22 protein-coding genes and 1 pseudogene are annotated in these 19,413 nt (G+C 57.6%); 14 read left to right on the forward strand and 9 right to left on the reverse strand.

Features of this window, described 5'->3' with window-relative positions; genetic code table 11:
• Positions 1 to 93 precede the first annotated feature (93 nt).
• A pseudogene (locus tag SH664x_RS08280) lies at positions 94 to 384 on the reverse strand (FG-GAP repeat domain-containing protein); the annotation flags it as partial.
• Positions 385 to 739: 355 nt separating this feature from the next.
• On the opposite strand from SH664x_RS08280, the gene SH664x_RS08285 reads away from it, so the two are divergent.
• Both SH664x_RS08285 and SH664x_RS08290 read left to right on the forward strand, forming a co-directional pair.
• Positions 740 to 964 carry a hypothetical protein gene (locus tag SH664x_RS08285; RefSeq protein ID WP_437206605.1) on the forward strand — a complete coding sequence of 75 codons (225 nt, stop codon included), beginning with the start codon at positions 740 to 742 and terminating at the stop codon, positions 962 to 964.
• 71 nt (positions 965 to 1,035) lie between these two features.
• Positions 1,036 to 1,599 (forward strand): transposase, encoded by a 564-nt coding sequence (locus SH664x_RS08290; protein ID WP_437206606.1) that lies wholly within the window; start codon positions 1,036 to 1,038, stop codon positions 1,597 to 1,599.
• A gap of 44 nt (positions 1,600 to 1,643) precedes the next feature.
• On the opposite strand, the gene SH664x_RS08295 is transcribed toward SH664x_RS08290, so the two are convergent.
• On the reverse strand, positions 1,644 to 1,952 hold the full coding sequence (locus SH664x_RS08295) for a transposase (RefSeq protein WP_437206608.1): 309 nt from the start codon (positions 1,950 to 1,952) through the stop codon (positions 1,644 to 1,646).
• Between the two features lie 131 nt (positions 1,953 to 2,083).
• On the reverse strand, positions 2,084 to 2,437 hold the full coding sequence (locus SH664x_RS08300; RefSeq protein ID WP_437206610.1) for a transposase: 354 nt from the start codon (positions 2,435 to 2,437) through the stop codon (positions 2,084 to 2,086).
• A 172-nt stretch (positions 2,438 to 2,609) separates the two neighbouring features.
• Here SH664x_RS08300 and SH664x_RS08305 point away from each other — a divergent pair, with 172 nt between their 5' ends.
• Entirely contained in the window at positions 2,610 to 3,422 is an 813-nt protein-coding gene (locus tag SH664x_RS08305; RefSeq protein WP_437206612.1) for an IS5 family transposase, read from the forward strand.
• Between the two features lie 691 nt (positions 3,423 to 4,113).
• On the opposite strand, the gene SH664x_RS08310 is transcribed toward SH664x_RS08305, so the two are convergent.
• The 4 genes from SH664x_RS08310 to SH664x_RS08325 form a co-directional block, all read right to left on the reverse strand.
• Positions 4,114 to 6,966, reverse strand: coding sequence for a hypothetical protein (locus SH664x_RS08310; protein ID WP_437206614.1), 2,853 nt, complete (start codon positions 6,964 to 6,966; stop codon positions 4,114 to 4,116).
• 323 nt (positions 6,967 to 7,289) lie between these two features.
• The gene (locus SH664x_RS08315; protein WP_437206615.1) at positions 7,290 to 7,634 is read right to left on the reverse strand and encodes a DUF1580 domain-containing protein; all 345 of its coding nucleotides are present in this window, start codon (positions 7,632 to 7,634) and stop codon (positions 7,290 to 7,292) included.
• A gap of 80 nt (positions 7,635 to 7,714) precedes the next feature.
• The gene (locus SH664x_RS08320; protein WP_437206617.1) at positions 7,715 to 8,569 is read right to left on the reverse strand and encodes a hypothetical protein; all 855 of its coding nucleotides are present in this window, start codon (positions 8,567 to 8,569) and stop codon (positions 7,715 to 7,717) included.
• A gap of 112 nt (positions 8,570 to 8,681) precedes the next feature.
• A complete protein-coding gene (locus tag SH664x_RS08325; RefSeq protein WP_437206619.1) occupies positions 8,682 to 9,230 on the reverse strand; it encodes a hypothetical protein in 549 nt (182 codons plus the stop codon).
• 1,018 nt (positions 9,231 to 10,248) lie between these two features.
• Here SH664x_RS08325 and SH664x_RS08330 point away from each other — a divergent pair.
• From SH664x_RS08330 to SH664x_RS08365, 8 genes are all read left to right on the forward strand, one after another.
• Complete coding sequence (locus SH664x_RS08330; RefSeq protein WP_437206621.1) at positions 10,249 to 11,094, forward strand: hypothetical protein; 846 nt, start codon at positions 10,249 to 10,251, stop codon at positions 11,092 to 11,094.
• A gap of 560 nt (positions 11,095 to 11,654) precedes the next feature.
• Positions 11,655 to 11,813 (forward strand): hypothetical protein, encoded by a 159-nt coding sequence (locus SH664x_RS08335; protein ID WP_437206622.1) that lies wholly within the window; start codon positions 11,655 to 11,657, stop codon positions 11,811 to 11,813.
• A gap of 57 nt (positions 11,814 to 11,870) precedes the next feature.
• On the forward strand, positions 11,871 to 12,938 hold the full coding sequence (locus tag SH664x_RS08340) for an AAA family ATPase (RefSeq protein WP_437206624.1): 1,068 nt from the start codon (positions 11,871 to 11,873) through the stop codon (positions 12,936 to 12,938).
• Between the two features lie 132 nt (positions 12,939 to 13,070).
• The gene (locus SH664x_RS08345; RefSeq protein WP_437206626.1) at positions 13,071 to 13,253 is read left to right on the forward strand and encodes a hypothetical protein; all 183 of its coding nucleotides are present in this window, start codon (positions 13,071 to 13,073) and stop codon (positions 13,251 to 13,253) included.
• A gap of 499 nt (positions 13,254 to 13,752) precedes the next feature.
• On the forward strand, positions 13,753 to 14,106 hold the full coding sequence (locus SH664x_RS08350) for a hypothetical protein (protein WP_437206627.1): 354 nt from the start codon (positions 13,753 to 13,755) through the stop codon (positions 14,104 to 14,106).
• Between the two features lie 10 nt (positions 14,107 to 14,116).
• A complete protein-coding gene (locus tag SH664x_RS08355) occupies positions 14,117 to 15,475 on the forward strand; it encodes a phage major capsid protein (protein WP_437206628.1) in 1,359 nt (452 codons plus the stop codon).
• A 98-nt stretch (positions 15,476 to 15,573) separates the two neighbouring features.
• Complete coding sequence (locus SH664x_RS08360) at positions 15,574 to 15,768, forward strand: hypothetical protein (protein WP_437206630.1); 195 nt, start codon at positions 15,574 to 15,576, stop codon at positions 15,766 to 15,768.
• Positions 15,765 to 16,556: a hypothetical protein gene (locus tag SH664x_RS08365; protein ID WP_437206631.1), complete on the forward strand. Its 792-nt coding sequence runs from the start codon at positions 15,765 to 15,767 to the stop codon at positions 16,554 to 16,556. Before SH664x_RS08360 ends, SH664x_RS08365 begins: the two co-directional genes overlap by 4 nt.
• 167 nt (positions 16,557 to 16,723) lie before the next feature.
• Here the strand turns inward: SH664x_RS08365 and SH664x_RS08370 are convergent, their stop codons facing one another.
• Together SH664x_RS08370 and SH664x_RS08375 are read right to left on the reverse strand one after the other, a co-directional pair.
• Entirely contained in the window at positions 16,724 to 17,134 is a 411-nt protein-coding gene (locus SH664x_RS08370; protein WP_437206632.1) for an HIRAN domain-containing protein, read from the reverse strand.
• 8 nt (positions 17,135 to 17,142) lie between these two features.
• Positions 17,143 to 17,325: a type II toxin -antitoxin system TacA 1-like antitoxin gene (locus tag SH664x_RS08375; RefSeq protein ID WP_437206634.1), complete on the reverse strand. Its 183-nt coding sequence runs from the start codon at positions 17,323 to 17,325 to the stop codon at positions 17,143 to 17,145.
• Positions 17,326 to 17,656: 331 nt separating this feature from the next.
• Between SH664x_RS08375 and SH664x_RS08380 the strand changes: the two genes are divergently transcribed.
• The 3 genes from SH664x_RS08380 (at position 17,657) to SH664x_RS08390 (ending at position 19,404) form a co-directional block, all read left to right on the forward strand.
• Complete coding sequence (locus tag SH664x_RS08380; protein WP_437206636.1) at positions 17,657 to 17,824, forward strand: hypothetical protein; 168 nt, start codon at positions 17,657 to 17,659, stop codon at positions 17,822 to 17,824.
• Positions 17,818 to 18,051 carry a carbon storage regulator gene (locus SH664x_RS08385; protein ID WP_437206637.1) on the forward strand — a complete coding sequence of 78 codons (234 nt, stop codon included), beginning with the start codon at positions 17,818 to 17,820 and terminating at the stop codon, positions 18,049 to 18,051. The genes SH664x_RS08380 and SH664x_RS08385 overlap by 7 nt, the downstream gene beginning before the upstream one ends.
• Before the next feature lie 168 nt (positions 18,052 to 18,219).
• A complete protein-coding gene (locus SH664x_RS08390; RefSeq protein ID WP_437206638.1) occupies positions 18,220 to 19,404 on the forward strand; it encodes a tyrosine-type recombinase/integrase in 1,185 nt (394 codons plus the stop codon).
• The last annotated feature ends 9 nt before the right edge of the window (positions 19,405 to 19,413 follow it).

Raw genomic sequence — 19,413 nt, forward strand, 5'->3', positions numbered from 1 at the left:
TGACGAAACCGGGTAAGAAACCGTTGCGAATGAAGTTCCGGTCGACCGTGAAACGGTCCAGATATTTGCCGCGAGGTCCGGGACGACTAGGTCATCGCGTCCATCGCCATTAAAGTCCCCTGAGAGGACGAATCCGGAATTATTGGTGGTACTCGTGCTGCCCCAGTTCTGGAACGATGAGAGTGCTGCGCCTTGGGACAATTCGACTTTCCAAGTTTCAGGAGTTCCCGATCTCGTGGCGACGTCCTGGCGACCATCACCATTGAAGTCACCTAACGCGTAAGTGTCCGTGAGTAGCACTCGCGATTCGAGACACTCCAGCTGGTTCGCAGCCTGTAACTTCCTTCGCCTGCGTCGGTTCGTCGAGTAACACCATCCTTGCATGCGCCTCGCCACGAACTCCCCCCCATGACGGAATCAGCATTAAATCGCCCTCCTGAACGAACCACGTGAGTAATGTGTGGCAAAGCCAGCCCTAGGGAAACCTGGCAAATGACTGACGCACCTGGAGCCCGGTGTGTACCAGTCACGGTAGGCGAGTCATTTTTGCGAGGATCCAAGTTGTATCAGGTTTAACACGGAAATTCTACAAAGAGGTTTTATAGCCGCTCAATTGCGTCGAACAGCCCGCCTTCGGGGGCCATGCGACCAAACGGTCTTATCAATTTTTCGATGAGGTAGCTTTGCCCTGTTGAAAACATCTCTTGAGTCGGCGATTCGCTGCGCTACAACGCATGGCATGAGCCCGACATCACGGACGCACATTCTGCTGGAAGTCGCGCCCCTGTCGATGAGGATCGGACGCCAGTACGTGGCTTCGTATTCGCACCTCAAGAGTCCTCACAAGTTCACGCAGGAGCAACTCCTCACCTGCCTGATCCTGCGGGCGTACCTGAAGACGACCTACCGGGGTGTGATCGAGTTCCTGGAAGTCGCTGAACTTTTCAGCAGCGAATCGGGCTGAAGACGCTGCCGCATTATTCCACGCTCAAGAAGATTGCTGATCGCTCCAACGTACTCGACATCGTGGATGTGATGTTGCACGAACTGGTGCAGAAGTTTGCCCTGGACGCTGAGGAAGCCGCCATCGACTCGACCGGGAGGGAGACGACTGCGGCGAGTGCCCACTACCAGTCCCGCAGCGGAAGAAAGCGGTCCAAATACGTGAAACTCTCGGTTTGCGTGCTGGCCGGATCGCTGATCCCCAGTGGACTGGCAGTGAGCTGGGGACCGTGCCATGACAAAGCCGAGACCGCTAATGTCCTGGCCAAGGCAGCGACGAGTTCCCAGCCGCTAAGAGTGTTTGCCGATGCGGGCTATGATGCCGAATGGATCCATCGATTCTGCCGGGAGGACTGGCAAGTGGAGAGTGTCATCAAGGCGGGGGTGCATTGCGCGGATGGGAGCGTGCGTGGGAAGTATCGCTCGCGAATGACACCTCAGACGCTGAAGGAAAAAGGTTACGGCCGGCGTTGGTTGGTGGAATCGTTCCTGAGCGGTCTGAAACGGACAACGAGATCAACATTCACGGCAAGGCGGGAGCGCAGCCTGTTCGTCGAAGCGGGTCTGCGGGTGCTGGCCTACGCCCTTCGGCGTTAGGACAAATGCAGCAACCAAGGTCCTTTCAACAGGGCAAGCCAGTTTCAAAACTGCTTGAAGGGGATCATTAGGCAGGCCAGGTGGACGCAACCTTTGAACAAGTGGGTGTAGTACTCATGTCGGACCATCAGCCGACGGCAGTACTGCAGCCTGCTGATGGTGCGTTCCACGATCCAGCGGGGACGGTACCGCCGCAGCTTGCGGCCGTCCTGCGTCTTCCGTCTTCTGCGGCCTTTGCGGTGCGTGCAGATTAGCTCGATGCCACGCTGCCCGAGCGAACTCCGCAGCCAGTCAGCGTCGGCAGCATTGTCGTAGAGCAGCCGCTGGGGGCGCTTGTCGAGAACTCGCACCATCAAGCAGCGTCTCGATCGTGTTCACTTCCTCATGACTGGCAAACGTGACGAAGGTGGACAGGGGCAGGCCACGACCGTCCACGAACAGTTCAATCTTCGATCCCTTGCCCCGCTTGATGTTGCCGACGTCTTCACCTCTTTTTTGCAGGCGAAAACTTGGCATCGGCCATCGCCTGGTCCCATTTGATCAGCTGCCGCCGGTCAAGTTGCAGGAACAGTCGCTCCCAGGCCTGCAGCAGCACGCCGGACTCTGTCCAGTCCTTCAGTCGCCGCCAGCACGTTGCAGGACGGGGATACCAGTCTGGTAAGAGTTTCCATTGGGCGCCGGAGGTGCGGATCCACCGGACCCCTTCCAGGCAGGCCCGGGATCGGTTCTGGGGCGGCCGCCCGCTGGCGAAGGGTCGGGATTGGCGAACAGATCGTGGATCAGACCCCATTGGGAATCCGAAATAAACGGGGGCGGGGCCGTCCTGACCCCTGTCCATGTGGCCGACGTTTTGCCGGCCACATGGACAGGGTAATCAGCATGCGAGTGTCTCCTTTCACTCCCTCCGGAATGCAACTTGCCTGCCAATCCGTTTAACACTCACAAAGTTTTGCAACTGGGTCTAGAGCCTGTTATGTACTCAAGTGTTGCCGTTGCGGTAGTTTGCGTGAATGATCAAGCCACGGACGGCCTACCCGTTTGATGTCACGGACGAAGAATGGGCGTTTCTCGCCCCGTATCTGGCATTGGGACGTGCAGACTCCCCACAACGAGTCCATTCGCTGCGGTTGGTCTTCAACGCCATGCGCTGGCTGGTGAGAACGGGAGCGCAGTGGAGATTCATGCCGCATGAATTTCCTCCCTGGCCGGTGGTTGATCAGCAGCCGCGTCGCTGGCTGCAGGCCGGTGTCTTCGAGGACATCGCACATGACCTGCGAGCGATCGCCCGCGTGGTCGAAGGGCGCGAGGAAGACCCCAGCGGAATCATTCTGGACGGTCGCGTGCTGCAGTCGACGCCGGTGAACGGAAAGCGGGCAGGATACGATGGCCACAAGCGCCGGAAAGGCTCGAAGATTCACATTGCCATCGACACGCTGGGCCATTTGCTGGCGGTGAAAGTCACGCCTGCCAATGAGCAGGAGCGGGCGCAGGTCGCTGCGCTGTGCGAAGCAGTGCCAGCGGTGACCGGAGAGACCGTGGAAGTGGCGTATGTCGATCAAGGGGACACGGGTGAAACCGCAGAAGACGCTGCGGCGGAACAAGGGATTCAACTGCGGGTGGTGAAACATGCCAGGGCCAGACGAGGCTTTGTCCTGCTCCCCCGGCGCTGGGTGGTGGAACGAACGTTCCCCTGGCTGGGACGCTCCCGGCGACTGGCGAGAGACTACGAACGCCTGGCGGAAGTCCTCGCCGGCTGGCACTGGGTCGCGATGGTCGCCCTCCTGCTCAAGCACGCTCACTTCCTCATGCAGACAAGTTCATAACAGGCTCTAGACACATTGCCTTTCATGGTAATTACTTATAATTATCGTTGTGCCGGATGACTGGCCGGGGCCGGGTCAATGTCATCGGCGTTAATTATCCCTTCGCAAAGCAACCGGCGCAGTTCAGCGATGATTCTCGGCCGATTCGTCGACAGCAACTCCTGGAGTGTTACAGAGTCAAGCCGCACTCCTTGTGGCTCCTCTCTGCCAGCAGCCCTTAGCTCTGCGACCGCAGCAACATGCAAAAGCGTCTCAACAAAACTCAGTCTCACAGCCGGTGGCGTCCCAGGATGACTGGCTAAATCAGAAACGCTCGCCACAACGCCCAGCAGCCCCGCTGCGACGTTTTCTGCCCCATCGCCCTCGCCTCCCGCCTCCGGCTTTAGCGATCGCCTGACGGCCAGCAGAATGGCTTCGGACGTGTTTCCTGCGCGGATCGCCGTCGCGACCTTCGCAATTGCCCGGATTTGCTCTCGCCTCGCTGATTGGCGGGCGGCATGGCGGCGACGGCGCTGGCGCTCGGTGGGGGTGAGGGTCATCGCTATATGCCTTTACCGCATTTGGGACACGGTTGTTCGAAAGCTGGACTTATTCTGACGTTAAGTTGCCCGGAACAGATTTGGCACCACTCATTGCACGAGTGGTAACCTGATACAGATAAATCTGGATGGGCCAGCTTGGCAGAACTCCTTTACCTACCCTCCATCGCGAAGATCGCGAAGATCGCGAAGATATTGTCAAATGCAGGATGTGCATGGTATGCAGGGTCTGTTTCCCACTGGGTGCTTAGTTCATTTTTGTAGTGAATATCGTCTGACTCACGCGCTGGATGATGGAGAACAGACCCTGCAGATCCTGCAGATCCTGCAGACCCTGCAGACCCTGCAGAGGCGATCCGCCACCGGTTGACGTTTGTGCGGTCGCTGGATGATTCCAGGCACTTCCCTCCAATTACGCGGCCTTTGAATCGGCGCAACTGGTTCCCCACTCTCCGACTGTCCTTTGGAGTCAGGACTGCGAGTCCGCAAAGTTCAAGCAGTGCAGATCGGACGAGTTCGAATCTTTCCGTATTTGTGTCGAGGAGTTTGACCAATGCCGCTGAGGTGAGTCCTTCGTTATCCGGATCAACCTCGGACCATCCGGCAAACAGATCCCTGAGCGCCGCTGCGTCTCGATCGGATGATTTGGCGAGCTCTTGGCGTGTGCTCCCGGGGTCGGGGAGGCCAATCCAAACTAATGTGTTTCTGATCAGTTCAGACCATTCCTCAAATGAGCCCCACGGGGGGAGCTTGTAGTCAGGTTTGCCGGCGACCATAAAAGCTCTAAGGATGGTCAAGCTGGCGGCTAGCAAGTGGGAGCGATGCTCGCGAATATGTCTGAGTAGTTTGACGTGCTTGAAGCCACGTCGCTCTTCAGGATTCTCAAGTGACGAGTCAAGTCGAATATGGCAGATCCGTCGAGACGTATCGGCTAAAAGAACGACGTTGTTACCAGTTGCAAACCACACCGCACGGAGAGGGGCCTCGACGATCTCATTGGCACCCAGCCGCCTATCCTTCCAGCTGGTGGAGGTCAGGGCTGCGTCCAGCGAGGCGGACCCTAAAGTGGTTCCGATGTTGTCAATTAGAACAGTGGGATCTCCAGCAATGGCAATCGCCAGGATCCGCTTGCGTGCCTCATCATCTGAATCCGGATTACTGAAACGAGGCATCGGACGGCCAGTAACGATAACCGAGATCGCATCAGTAAGCAGGCTCTTTCCACTGCCTCGCACATTGGCGTCGACCAGAAACATAGGCGATGGTCCGTTGAACGCTCTCCTTGCGAGCACAGTCAATAGCCCCGCCAGCCAGGCTGAACGGTGCTCGGGCTTCGCAAACGGAAAGTCAGTCACGACATCTAACAGCAGGTCGCGCGCTGCAAGTGCATCACGCTGAGTTGGGGAATCATCGACATAGGGAACTTCCCCATCTGGCTCGAACAAAAGCGACGTGGAAGGATCCCAGCCTGGGACATTCAGAATTGAACCGTCAGGCCGAAGGATTGGTGTCTCGGTGATTCCCGAGAGCGGCCTGAGCTGATTCCAAAAACCTCTCGTATGGATGGAGCTCACAGCGAATGCAGGCGGAGGGCATTGGTCCATTCCTTCTTCGTTGTCCCGATAAAAATAACATTTAGACGCGAGCCGCTCCCGAAGATAGCCTGCTGAGATCGTTTTGATTCGGGGCGTTCCTGCTGATCTGCAAATTCCCAGTTCTTCGTTGTCGGTGATTTCCCGTATGACATGAACTAGTTCGCCGGATCGCTTGTAAAGGGAATCGTCGGACGCGAGCGCGTCGAGAGTCTGCTCGATAACGACATGCTCATTGGGAGTGACTTCAATTCGAGCACGATTGTCGTGGTCGGCTAGGGACACTGAGGCTGGAACGGGATGGTTCGGGGCAATGCGCCCGATTGCTCCCACGGAGTGAACCCGTTCACGTGGCGTGGACTCAACCAGCCGCTCCAGATCCTCCCACGTGTGCCCCTCGCTGATCCAGTTGTACAGATCCTTTCCCTTCTTGGGCTCGATCTGGTCGTAGAGCTGGACATTCTGGACGGACTTGGCGTGCCCCTGCGCAGCGTGAATCCACTTCTCAGCCCCCTGTTGCCCGGGTGTGTCGGCGTCGTGGATGACAATCACATGGATGCCCGCGAAGCACTTGGCGACTTCCTGGGGGAGGGTCGTTTCGTGGGCGCCGCAGGCATTGGTAATGATGGCGACGTGCCGGCGTTTCGCTTCCGTCAGCAGAGACATGGCTGCCAGCATGTCACTGTAGCCCTCCACCTTGATCACCACTTTGGCCTGGCCATTGGCAATGAGGTTGAGACCTTCCCAGTTGGACAGGCCGGACGGCGTTCCGACAGACATCCGCTTCTGGGGCTCGCCCCGCTTGTCCCGCAGGTCCTGCCCGTCCGCCCGCTGGATCATGTACCCGCGGTGAGCGGAGTTCGTCAGGCCCGGTCCGTAGAACGGGATGGCGATGACGTAGTAGGGCTCGTCGGAATACTTCGGCCAGCGGGCCAGCATCGCCCCTGCCCGCTGCAGGTCGGTGAACCGGAACAGGGGGTAGCGGCGAAGGAATCCCCGGCAGTTCAGTGGGGTGATCGCTCCGACAATTTCGACCTGATCCCGGGTTGAGTCCTCCGGCCTCTTGGGGAGTTTGACGTCGGTCAGGACCGCGAAGTGCTGGAGGGCGTCGTACCAGTCATGGTAGGGCCCAAACTGCACCTGAGCATCCCAGAAGGACAGGGTCCGGCCGATCGCTCCGGAATCCTTGTAAAACCCGGTGTCAATGTTGATGGCTGCGGAGGGCTTGTTGTCGACCCGCCCGAGAGCGTACGCCTGCAGCCAGCCGGATTCTCGGACAGAGGCGTTTTCGGGAATCTGGAGACCGATCCGCCGGTATTCCTCCCGGACGTCAATGGCGGAAAGAATCCGCTGCTTGGCCTCTTCGATTTTGACACGCGCGACTTCTTTCGATTTATTCTTGGCAGAGACCACACTCAGGCCTCCGCTCGAACAGGAACCATTGAAATAACGTGAAGAGCGCTCACCAATACGCTTCTCGCACCTTCAGGAGAGCGAGAAGCCAGTTCGAGCCTGAGGATGTTGTCGCCGATATCACGGGCAGTCCCGATTTGGTCACACAGATACTCCTCGCCGTTCACAAGTCGTACTCGCATTAAATTGCAGAGCTTACGGCGAGATGCGCGCATGGATATCATTGTAAAACTCTCCAGTTGATTTTCGCCGAGTGCCAGCGGCGGAAGTAGATTTCTCAACAGCCTGCGAACGCAATTCGCGGGCTGTTGGCGTCTTAGCTCTTAAAGTAGCCCAGCGGCACGCAGCGCGTCGTCGGAATCGCTGCAATTGCGTTCGCTGTCAGGCTCCCCTGAAAGATTGGCTGCGGTCTGGCGGTTTATGAAATCCGCAAAGGCTTGCACGGAACAGCACCACCGTCCCGCGATCTGCACAGCGTCAAGGTGCCCTCCTCGGACACCTTTTTTTATCCACCGCCAAAGCGTTGCCGGGGAAACTCGTTTACCTAAAACTCTTAAGCAGAGTTCGTTCACAGCCACGAGGCGCAGGCCGTTGTCAATTGCCGAAGCGGTGATTGCGTTGCAGTCGCGGTTTCGGGACTGTCTCGTTTTTTTAGCGAGCGTAGACATTGCGTGCTCCGTTCAGTGTGTGCTTGTAATGCACGGATTAGAGCAATCGCGAGGGGACAATTCGGGGACAGCGACTGTCCCTATTTTTGTCCCCCTAGGCGGCGAATAGTGATGTGCTCCATTTCGAGTGTCATTTCCCATCCGCTGCCAGCAGTCGCCTCGTTGAATTCCCTCTGCCACTTCTTCGCTGTTTCGACCTTTATGGCGTGGGCATGGTCGTCAGACGCATCAATCAAGCTGATCGAGTGGTTTGAGCAGTACCAGCATTTCAATGCCGCTTTTCTTGCTCGAGGAGTCAGCCTGTAATCCACTCCTCCCAGTCGGATTCCGTGGGGAGTCGGTCCATCTGGGGGTGGTGCAGGTGATATGAAAGCCGCCCCAGAATCTTTTGAAAGTTCTCCCATCCGGGATACTTCCGTGTGTAGCCGCTGCAATTCATGCAGTGCATCTAGCATGCTCACTGAACTCACATCAAGTGAAGGAATTGCCCCTTGAAAGTCCTGGAGCATCATTACTGCCGCGCATGCTCCGCGGATCTCCTTCCAGTACATGCCAGCTGCCGCCTTTTCACGCTGCAGCGGGAGATTATCCACGTCCCAAACATGAATTGCTTGGATCTGCAGTGATAGAAACTGAGCCACTGCAGCCGGGGTCCATTCAGCCGGGACCCGTTGGTAATCTCGCAACTCAAGCGGGAGAGTGTCGGGCCTAATGACACCAGAATCGGATAAATTGAGGAGGAGCGGGAATGGGTCTGGCAGCTGATGCCACAGCTGTTCAAACGTTTGAAAATCCTCTTCCGAAGCGTGTTGAAGTCTGCCCGGAGCAAGTTGACGGGATGCAGCTGGTGGAGACTTATCGATATGGCCTTGCCCGAGCACATCTACTGGTTTAGGGATATCGGAGTTGGCCGTGGTCCGGAGTTTTTTCCCCATGATGATCGCCTGAAATCGAAAGCCTGAGAATCAGAACAAGAGAAGCCGGGAAGCTGCTCAGGCAAGCAACGTTCACCCCGTCGGGCTATCCCGGCTCTCAGTCAGCGTAGAGTCACCCGATCCGGGCCACAACCGCTCTGGCGGCACTCAGGTCGCGCTCCGCATAAATTTCGGAAGTCACAGCGCTGGAATGCCCCAGCGTGACTCGAGCGGCTTCAATCCCAAACTCGCGTCTCGCACGGGTCGCGAAGTTGTGTCTTAACTGGTTTGGGGACCAGCAGTTCTTTTCTCGCCAGTCCGACGCCTGTTGCCTCAATTTTTGTCGGTATGATTCTCGGAATTCGGGGGTGAGGTTCTCCGTGCTATTCACGTGCTCGGTCACATGTCTCAGTTCCTCGGGCATCCCAAAAGCGAGTTCGCAGCCCCGAATAATCGCTCGCCCGTAACTGAACTCCGAGTAGGTTTCTCCGCCGCGGCGAGCTTCGGTGTCGGCAGGTGAAAACAGAAACGCCTGAAGATCCGGCTTCAGGAACTCCCGGAGAATCGCTTGTCCGGCTGGTCCGATGGCCACAATCCGCCGCTTTCCATGGTGCTCTGTCTTGTGGCTGCTGGGGACGTACTCCCAGATTTCTCCGCTGGTGTTCAGGTCGCAGCCTCGCAATGATCCGGACTTCGCCCGGTCGCATACCTGTTGCCAGTTGGAGCTGAATCATTCCCCATACGGGGCGGCTCACATGGGGTTTGACTGCCGCAATCCAGGCTTCTGGAACTGGGGTGACTGGGGTCGATTCACGAGCGTTGGTTCTGCCCGCTTCCAGCCCGTCCAGGGTCCCGAGCCCCAAGTACGTATTGAGGGGCACCAGTTCCTCCGCTGCAGCCCATTTGAACAATCGCCGGATTCGGCCGATGTGCCGATTGATTGATGTACGGACGTAGCCGGCCTCAATCATCGACTGCCTGACGCCCCGCAGAAGCTTGGGGGAGAAGTCGGCTGCTTTCAGGTTGCGGTGCAACTTGTTCAGATGCTTGATGGCAATGCGGACAGCCCCAACCTCGCTGGTGACTTTGCCAGCTTTGACGTAATGCCGTTTGCATCTCTGTAGATAGATCAGTGTCAGCTGTCGGATCGTCAAATCCTTGGGGACACCTGACGCACCCTGCTGCCACTCGTGGATCAGCCGGGAATACCGCTCGTAGCTTTCTGGCGAGCCGTGCTTCCCCAGCCAGTGGTCTTTGCCCTGAATTCGGACTCGGGCCTGTCCAGAAGGCTTGTGAAGCAGATAACCCGGAACCTTGGATTTCGGCATATTTGCAACCTTTCGTTTTCACCCATTGTGGTAGTTGGGTGGTAGAAACGGTGTTGCACTGCCGCTAGCAGGTAGCCGTAAATCACGGCTCAACAAGGATTTAAAAAGTGCCCCCGCAAGGACTCGAACCTTGGACCAATTGATTAAGAGTCCAGCAGACGAGCTAGGCTAGGGGCTGACGGGTGTTTGAATGCTGGATTTTAGGCCAGTTGGGGATGATACAATTCTGGCATCCGACGCCTTATTGAAGAAATAACTGCAACAGTTGGCGCAACACTCATGTAGGCGCGGCCTACCCCGACGGGGGGAAAACTGGTTTCCCGACCAGCTGGCCGCTGCCTTTTTTTTCGGGATCGCCTCGGGAGGCGGGAGATGTCTGTCTGGTCGCTCAGTGAAAACGGCTTACTGCCAATCGCTACCGCGCTGAAAGATTTTGCTGACTTCTGTTACTCACCAGAACACCTGCGACTCGCTGAAAGGCTAAGGACCCATTGGGATCGCCCGAGCATTGCGATTTCTCGTGTCACCTACGAGGCCATAAACACCGGAAGCTATGGGGAATTTTCACGCTTGCAGATCGTCGTGGATCAGCTGAACAGAATAGGTTACTCCGCTGATCGAGAGCAACTTGTGCGGCGTATAGAAACTCTGATTTCAGGACTGCGGAAATGGGAGGACGCAGCCCTGGAAGGGCTGGATTGGCGGGAAAGCGACATCTCAATAGCTAAATACGAGAACCCCTCAGTCTCGGTCAACATGTACGATCTCTTTGGAGAAGAGCTCTGTCACGACCTGGGCGATATCACTGAACAGGCAGACGAGACTTCTCGCTGGATTCAACTTCTGGTTGCCACCATCCGGGGCAAGCATGGTCAGGGGACGCAGAAGACTGAAAATCAGGCTCGCTCAACCCCTGGGGATCAACCTGGATACCTCGGGCTCTCTGTGGATCGCGCGCGAGGGGAAGTGCGGCGAGTTGGTTTCAAGCCGACCGTTTATCTTGGAAGCGAATCAGCAGCGCTGCATATGTTTCTGGTGGCTTTTAACGCGGGAGAAAAGGGGGCGACAACAGAAGAACTCCTGAAAAATTATCCTGCTGATCAACGTTCTACACACAGGGCCAACGTCAAGAGAAACGTTAACAACAAACTTCACGTGCTGGACGTGCGATTAAAATTAGGTAGCTCCCTAGTGCTGGAAGAAATTCCGCCGTTGTGATGCAACGCATCATATTTCATGTCTCGCGTGCATCATATTCACCCTGAGAAGATTGGCCCACTAGACAGCAATCACGCTGTCTTCTGATTGGAGCCAACAATGCCTTCTGCAACTGCTGATTCTGCCGTTATCCGAGACGACGAGACATACCTCCTTGCCGACTTTATGAAGCGAGTCGGACTGGGGCGGTGGGCGATCCGAGCCGCCCGCCGTGACGGGTTGAATGTGATTCACAAACATGGCCGCGCATATGTCCGCGGATCGGACTGGAATGCTTACCTGGCGCAGCCGGGGCAGCAGTCGTGAATCTCCCAGCCGACGAGCAAGCCGAGCGATACATCGTCGCCTGCACCCTACATCAGCGTCGGGACGTTCCGGTCGATCCAGCCTGGCTCGCCCACGAGGGACGGAGGGCGTTGTTCATCACTGTCAGCATTTTGGGACAGCGCGGCCACCTGCATCCCGTGCCGCGATTTGGAGACCCGGGGGAGATCTCGAGGGCTGTGCGAGCGAACGCGGCACTTGTTGCAAATGCGGCTGAGCGGATCGGCATTTGGAACGTGGTGGGTTCCGCACTCGATGAGGCCCGCTGGTGTCTCTCGGTCTGCACCTGTCCGGAATTCGGCGAGTTTCACGCCGACCGGCTGCGCGACTGTTTCGAACGACGCGAGCGGCTGCTGGAGCTGCAAAGCGAGATGGAACTCTTACTGAGCGCATGAAATATGCCCGCGAGGCTGTGGCGGCCAATCGCGGGCAATCGAGAAGGTTCGACAGCAATGATACACGTCGCAAACAATGGATTCCAGCGGCAACCGGACGGTCAGGCGGGGAATCTCCCGATTGTCCCCCGGACCCTCGCTGAGATGCAGGCAATGTATCCAACCGAGGCGGAACCGGTCATCGAAGGGATCGCCCGCCTGGGTGATATCTGCAACATCGTCAGCGCCTCCAAAGTCGGAAAGACATGGTTCGTCTACTGCCTGGCTCTCAGCATCGTGACCGGGCACAGGTGGCTCGGTCGACGGGTCAAGCGGGGACGGGTGCTGATTGTTGACTACGAGCTGCAGCCAGCCACGATCTGGCATCGTCTCCGTATTGTTGCCGAGGCGATGGGAGTCCGCTTTGAAGACGTGGCTGAACAAGTTGACGTTGTCTCTCTTCGCGGCCAAATGGTGGACTTGCCGACGCTCAGTGCCAAACTTGTGGACCGCGTACCCCACGGTAAATACGTGGCGGTCATCCTGGATGCACTCTACCGGGCCATGCCAGCGGCTGGCGGTGAGAACGACAACGCATCGATGGCGGCAGCGTACTGCCTGGCCTGCCAGTTCGGAGAGAGCACGGGGGCCGCATGGTTCCTGGTGCATCATTCCAGCAAGGGCGACCAGTCCGGAAAGCGGGTCACCGATGTTGGCGCCGGGGCCGGTGCACAATCCCGTGCCGCAGACGTTCACATGATCCTCAGAGAGCACGAGGAGAACGACTGTGTAGTCTTCGCAGCCGTGGTCCGTTCCTTCCTGCCAGTTGAACCGCAGGTGCTGCGGTGGTGTTTCCCGCTCTGGCAGCCGCAGGAACATCTGAACCCGCTCGACCTGAAGAAACCCAAAGGGTCAGGGGATGAGCGACAGGAGCGGCAGGACCGACAGGGACGCGAAACCCTCATCAAGGCATTTAAACCCGGCGAGAAGCGAAACAGGAAGCAACTCCGGGAAGCCACAGGGATGGGACACGACAGGCTGAACAAGCTGATCCGGCAACTCCTGGACTCTGAAGAGATCCGGATTGCCGAGACGACCACAGCCAAAAACAACGAGTCAGTCGAATGGTTCAGTTTAACGGTCTAACGGTCTGTTTGACGGTCTGTACCGTCGGACCGTATCGGACCGTTTAACGGTCTGTACGGTCCCCCTAAAGGGGTAGACCGTACCGTACCGTGTTTTAACGGTCTGCGAGGCGGACCAATGGAAGGAGCGAAGATGCACTACGAAATTGCTTGTCCATCATGCTACAGCGAAGTCTTCACACCGATCGATGATCGCCACGTGGTCTGCGACTCCTGCCGGCGAGTGTTCAAGCTGCCGACGTTACCGGACTCTGACACCGGTCCCGAGCACGTGGACCTGCAATGCCACGAGCCCTTCGCCCAGTGCTATGAATGAATCCAGACGACTCAACCCACGTCCAGCCAGCACAACGCGGCAGATGCGATCCTGGGGCCCCTGGGGAGGGGGTGGGTCGGAAGGTCGCCGATCGACCGCTGGTAACCGCATGTGAAGCAGCGCGTGTGTTTTGGCAAGTTTTGAAGGTTTTTTTCGCGCTGGCCGGGGAGGAGCCCCCCCCCTGCTCTAACCCTGACAAAAACACGCGACACTTCACATGCGGTTACCACGGAAATCGCTCGAAGGTCGCCCACTACCCCCTGGCAACGAGGTGTCCATGACGGGAAATCAATGCGAAGCGTGCGGGCAGGGTCACCTGGTCGTCTACTGCACCCGGCGGATCGGGGACAGCGTGAAACGCTATCACAACTGCTGGCTCTGCGGTGCGCGGCCGGAGAATAATATCACGGTCGCTCCCGCCAATGCTAAATCCCGCGCCCGTACCAGATCTAGTACAACCATTTCCCCAGTAGGCACTTCCCGAGAGTAAAATATGCATATGCAACCACAACAAACCATCTTCAGTGAGTCGACAATTAGCCTGCCGATGGCGTTTCGGGAGGTCTACCTCACCGACGCGGAGCTGCGGCAACTGCTAAAGCTCAGTGAGTCACAATTCTGGAATGCGGTCAAACGGTGTTTCATTCCCCCCGGGCTCGAGCTGGTGGCTGCCGACCGGTTCATTCTTGTCTGGGAGCGCCAGCTGATCGCCGACTGGATGGCCGCTGGATTTCCTGCGGCGCCCGGGGTGGTGGAGCGGGACGCAGAAATGAGCCGCTTCCTGAAGGAGTGCGTCGCGGCGGAACATCCCGAATTGAATCTTCCCTTGAACACAAAAAGTGAACTCAACTAACGGAGTTGAAATGTCGCAAGCAAGTGTCAATGAAAAGCTGCGGGCCCGGGCCCGCGCGAGTGACCTGAATGATCGCCGAAGGGCGATTGACGCGGAACAGGAAGCCATTGAGCAGAAGGCGATTGCCGAGAACGGCGGCAAGTTCACCGACGCCAGCCGTGCCGCTTACGACAAGCTCACTGAAGAGCACAGGACGATTGTTAAGGAACTGGAAGAACTGAGCCCACTTCTTGTGGGGCGCGTGACTGAATCCGGCCCCTGGGAACCAACTTCGTCGCAAAAAGGAAATTCAATGCTTCACACCCTACAGAACGACCCGCTTGCGTCACGCCGGTCCTCCAACCTGTTCCCGAGAGAAAGCCTCAGCACTCACGGCTATTGTTCGGTGGAGCAGTTTCTGAAGGAGGTCGGCTCCGGCCGGTACTCCGAGAGGCTCGCCAGCCTATCGCAGGGGGAATACTCGGACCCCTACGGCGGATTTGCTGTTCCCACGCAATTCAGTGCTGAGTTGATGGACATCAGTCTTGAAAATGAGATCGTCCGGCCACGGGCACGGGTTGTGCCAATGACCACCAAAGAGTTGGAAACGCCACGCTGGGACGGTCAGGACCACACAACCGGGGTTTTGTACGGGGGGCTGCGGGGCTATTGGGGCATGGAAACTCAGACCGTTGCGGAGAGCAACGCGGCAATGGAATTGATGACGCTCACCGCTCATCGCTTGATGCTCTTGCTGACAGCCACGAACGAACTCCTTGCCGATGCTCCGGGCTTCCAGCAGCCTTTGAACGCAGCGATCGGTTCATCGCTGGGCTGGCAACTGGATGACGCCTTCCTGAACGGGACCGGTGTCGGTCAGCCGCTGGGAATTCTTCATGATCCGGCGGCTATCACTATCAGCAAAGAGGTGGGACAGGCCGCCAACACGATCAATTACGAGAACCTGAAAAAGATGTTCTCCCGGATGCACGACGCGGGCCGCTCCCGGGCTGTCTGGATTGCCAATTCGTCAGCCATCCCCGCGCTGCTGTCACTCGTTCAGACGGTGGGGACCGGCGGTGACACGATCCCGGTCATGACCGAGGGGCCGGATGGCTTCAAAATCCTGACTCGACCGGTGCTCTTCACTGAGAAGTTGCCAGCGATCGGCACGAAGGGAGATATCGTGTTCGCGGACCTGTCGCAGTACGTTGTCGGCTTGCGACAGGAAATGCGCATCGACTACTCGCCGTTCAGCAAGTTTGAGTCGAACCAAATACTGTTCCGGGCGATGGCGCGAGTCGATGGCCGGGGCTCCTGGAAAACGGTCCTGACTCCCAAGAACGGGCCGACTCAAAGCTGGGTGGTCACCCTGGAAACCCGAAGCTAATCGTTATCCATGTCTGTCCCGGCTTGCTTGCTGCCGGACAGAGAGCCGCGCCGTCCTGAACAGCGGCGCGGCTTTTCTCTTACCCCCAAAGGTGCAAGATGTCAGATTTCTCAATCACCCTTCCGCCGGACCCTGAAGATGCCCGACGAGTCCGCGAAGCCTTTGCAGGCGGAATCAACATCACCCTTCCCGACGGCTCGCCGTTTTCGATTGAGGGGGGCCGGCTGGTGTCCGATCCGGATAACGTCCTGTTCCTCGACCCTGATAATCGCGATGGCGAGGCGCAGGGATGAAGGACACCTACCAAACCAAGCTGGAACTGGGAGGGGGAAGGGGACCGGGGCAAGCGGTCTTCCGGATCTATCGCACGACGGAGAACTGCGAGAAGCATGTGCATGCCGAATGGCGGAACATGTACTGGTTCCTGCCGACGCACAACAATCCGTTCCGGCTGCATTGGACGGCGGATCAGGCCGGGCAGAAGTGGCTGCCGAGTTGCATTTGCGTGAGGCCGAAAAGGAGCCTGGTGGGGAGCTGCAACGGGACTGTCGTCCCTCCCGCCTTTATTGTCTCTCATGGGCCAGAAAGTCCGTGGGGAGATTCTGCAGGACAGTTTGCAGTCACATTAAGGCCAGAAGATACCTTCAGGCAATCCAGCACTGACGTTTACGAGCGGACATCCAATCTGTGCTTCATGTTCTACCAGAAGGATATTGATTACGAATCCGGGTTCCCTGGCGCCCTGTTTCGAATCAGCATCTTTGACTACTGGCCAGATGACCCGGGGGCTCCACACACAGCCGTCTACGTTGAAATTCATAGCATCGAATTCGGTTCGACGAACCCTCAAGTGTCAAATGCTCCAGACCTGGACAAGAACGGATTCCCAACAACATCTGAAGAACCCGAAGGGGCGAGATACCCCATTGGTCCGGCGGCGTTCACGGGACGAGCGGGCGACGCGCTGGGCTGGCCGCCGGAAACAGTCGAGGGTGTCCGCGACTATATCGACTCACCGCATAAGCTGGTACATTCCGCGCTGGGCGATCAGATGAGGATTCGTCTGACGCCAGCCTTCTGACTGCCGATGTGTGTGCTTGCCGCGTGGCCGGAAGGATTCAAATGCGCCAATTGACGCATTTGCAGCTGACCCCCAAACAGACAGCAGCTTCAAGGAATCAACTTGTGCTATCACAAGTTCCGACACCCGCCTCGGTCGCGATGGCAAGGCTGGCAGGGCTTCCTGGCTCAGATCTGGAGATATCGCTTTCGCCATACCAATAATTGATCCCGAAGACCGCACTCTCCAACTCCGGGACGGGAAAGGCCGATGATGATATTTATGGACGTGGTGTCTTCATATGGTTCAATTTTTCGGATGTACCCAGCGCACCAAAAGCCGTCATCGACTCGCGGCGAGATGTAAGCCGCTTCGTGCCTTGGGACATAGCCAAGAGGCTCAACCAACTCCTCCAGCCATACTTGAATTGCGTGGCAATCATATGGGTTGGAAGGCTCGCGAATGAGAATCAAGAGGTCTCCGACTTTTGCAAACGTAGCTGCCCGAATTCTCCGACGCTCGGCCCACAGTCCGGCCACGTACGTGCTGATGTATTCCGTGTTCTGATGACTTGGCCACTTCGGATGTTGCGGAGCCATCGGTTACCTCACTTCCGCTTACCCTTTCCTTGATCTGCCAGCGCTTGCTCGGCTGCTTCATCGGCGATGATCCGCAGCCAGTCCGACAGTGTGCGCTTGGCTTGTCTCGCAGCCCTCTCCCAATTCCGCTTCTGGTCAGGGGTGCAGCGACCAAAGAATCGTTCGGTGCGGCTTTTTTCGTCGTCGTCCATCGGGGCATTGTGCGTACAGCGTGCGGACTTGACAAGATGTCGCACAGTGTGCAATTCTGTACGCACAGTGGCAGCCATTCGTGCGAGGAGTGGTTGCCGGTAGAATTCAAACACCCGGGCATAGCCTGGAACTGACCCGCTGCTGTGATGCTCGCACCATCCGGCCAGCGGGTTTTTCTTTTGCCGCAGAGGACGGCCTGAACCGGGCAGCGTGCTGATTCCCAAAGCACAGCGCAAAAAGAAAGCCGACAGGAATGGTTCCCATCGGCTCATATCACCCGTCCTGCCGATTTCTTGGTCGATAGCAGCAGGGCAAGTCAGGAGATTTTCAATGGGACGTAAGACAAAGTCAATGCGGAAACCGGTCAAGTTGCTGAATCCCAATGATCCCCGCTGGGACTGGTGTTTCGGCCTGCCTCTGCCGGACAAGCTCGCTCTGATTGCCACAGGCGACCGGACGGCCGTCCCTGCTGCGATGCGGGAGACGGGCCATTGTTAGTCGTCAGCCGCAAGCCGAGTGAACAGATCCAGATCGGCGATGACGTGGTCATCACCATCGTCCGGATCAGCGACAAGGCCGTCCGGGTGGGCATCGACGCTCCCCGGTCCATCAACATCATCCGCAGAAATGCACCTGCACCGGTTGAACGCAAGGAATGCCATCCAGACATCTGCATTCCCGAGATCGACCGCAGCAGGCTCATAGGAGAAAAAGTCTATGCGTAGGCCAACCAGCAGAACCTACTACCTGATTCGCGACAAGAAGACACCCAAACAGACGCCAACGTGTGGCTGTGCGGGGGGAAGCTCACGGAGAAGTGGCTGAGTAGAAACCTGCCCCTGTGCCCCCGGTGGTGCGCTGCCGGGGGATTACTTTAAGTTGAAAGTGAAACCATGAACGAAGAGATCCGGGTGCATGTCGCCGACTACGGCCGGACCATGCTCTACATGAGATACACCGACCCGTTCACCGGCAAAGCTGTTGCCAAATCGACGGGAACAAGCAACCGCAAGGAAGCGACGAAGGTAGCCGCAGTTTGGGAAGCGGAATTGCGTGAGGGTCGGTACAAGTCCCCCCTCAAGGTGACGTGGCAGGAGTTCACCAGCCGTCACCAGAACGAAGCGCAGCGAGAAATGGCAATCCAGACGCAGAATCAGTATTTCGTCACATTCAACAGCATTGATGCGGAAATGTCCCCGAAGCGGTTGGCGGACATGACAGCGTCCAAGATTGGGGAGTGGCAGACGAAGCTTCGGAAGCGGGGACTGTCAGAGAACACCGTTAAAAGCTATTCGGCGCACCTGAAGGCGGCGCTGTCATGGGCCAAGGATGTCGGCCTCCTGCACGAAGCTCCGAAAATCCGGATGCCATCCCGGGCCAAGGGCGGCAAGGTGATGAAAGGGCGGGCTGTCACTGCGGAAGAGTTCGACCGCATGATCGAGAAAACAGCCAGCATTGTCACAGAGACGCACGCTGCGGGCTGGAAACGCTCTTTGTGGGGGCTGTGGTGGTCAGGGTTGCGACTCGGTGAAGCGGTCAACCTCTCCTGGGACGTTGGGGGCATCCGGGTTGAGATGATCGACGGAGCGGCATTTCTCGCGATCGAGGCGGACAGCCAGAAATCGAACGAGGATCAGTTACTGACCTTGGCTCCCGAATTCGAAGAGTGGTTGCAGGCCGTCCCGCAGGACGAGAGAACCGGGCATGTCTTCCCGTTTCCGATGCAGCGGGGCCAGCATCGACGTATCGACACCATCAGCCGGACCATCACAGCCATCGGCAAGGCTGCAGGCGTGGTCGTTCACCGAGGAAAGAGGCTGGGAACTGAGTACGTCAAATACGCCAGTGCCCACGACCTGCGAAGGGCATTCGGGACACGCTGGGCGCCCAAGATGATGCCCGTCGACCTGCAGCAGCTGATGCGGCATGCGGACATCAAAACGACTCTTGGCTACTACGTCACCCGGGATGCTCAGTCACTGCGGGACCGGATTCGGGAGTGCTCAGGTAACACCTTGCGCAACACCCCTCAAAAAGAAACGGCTTGCGACGATGGAGAATCTGCCGCAAGCCGTTGAACTGTTTGC

It is taken from the genome of Planctomicrobium aquicomposti (assembly GCF_051466325.1).
In the GTDB taxonomy this organism is placed as follows: domain Bacteria; phylum Planctomycetota; class Planctomycetia; order Planctomycetales; family Planctomycetaceae; genus Planctomicrobium.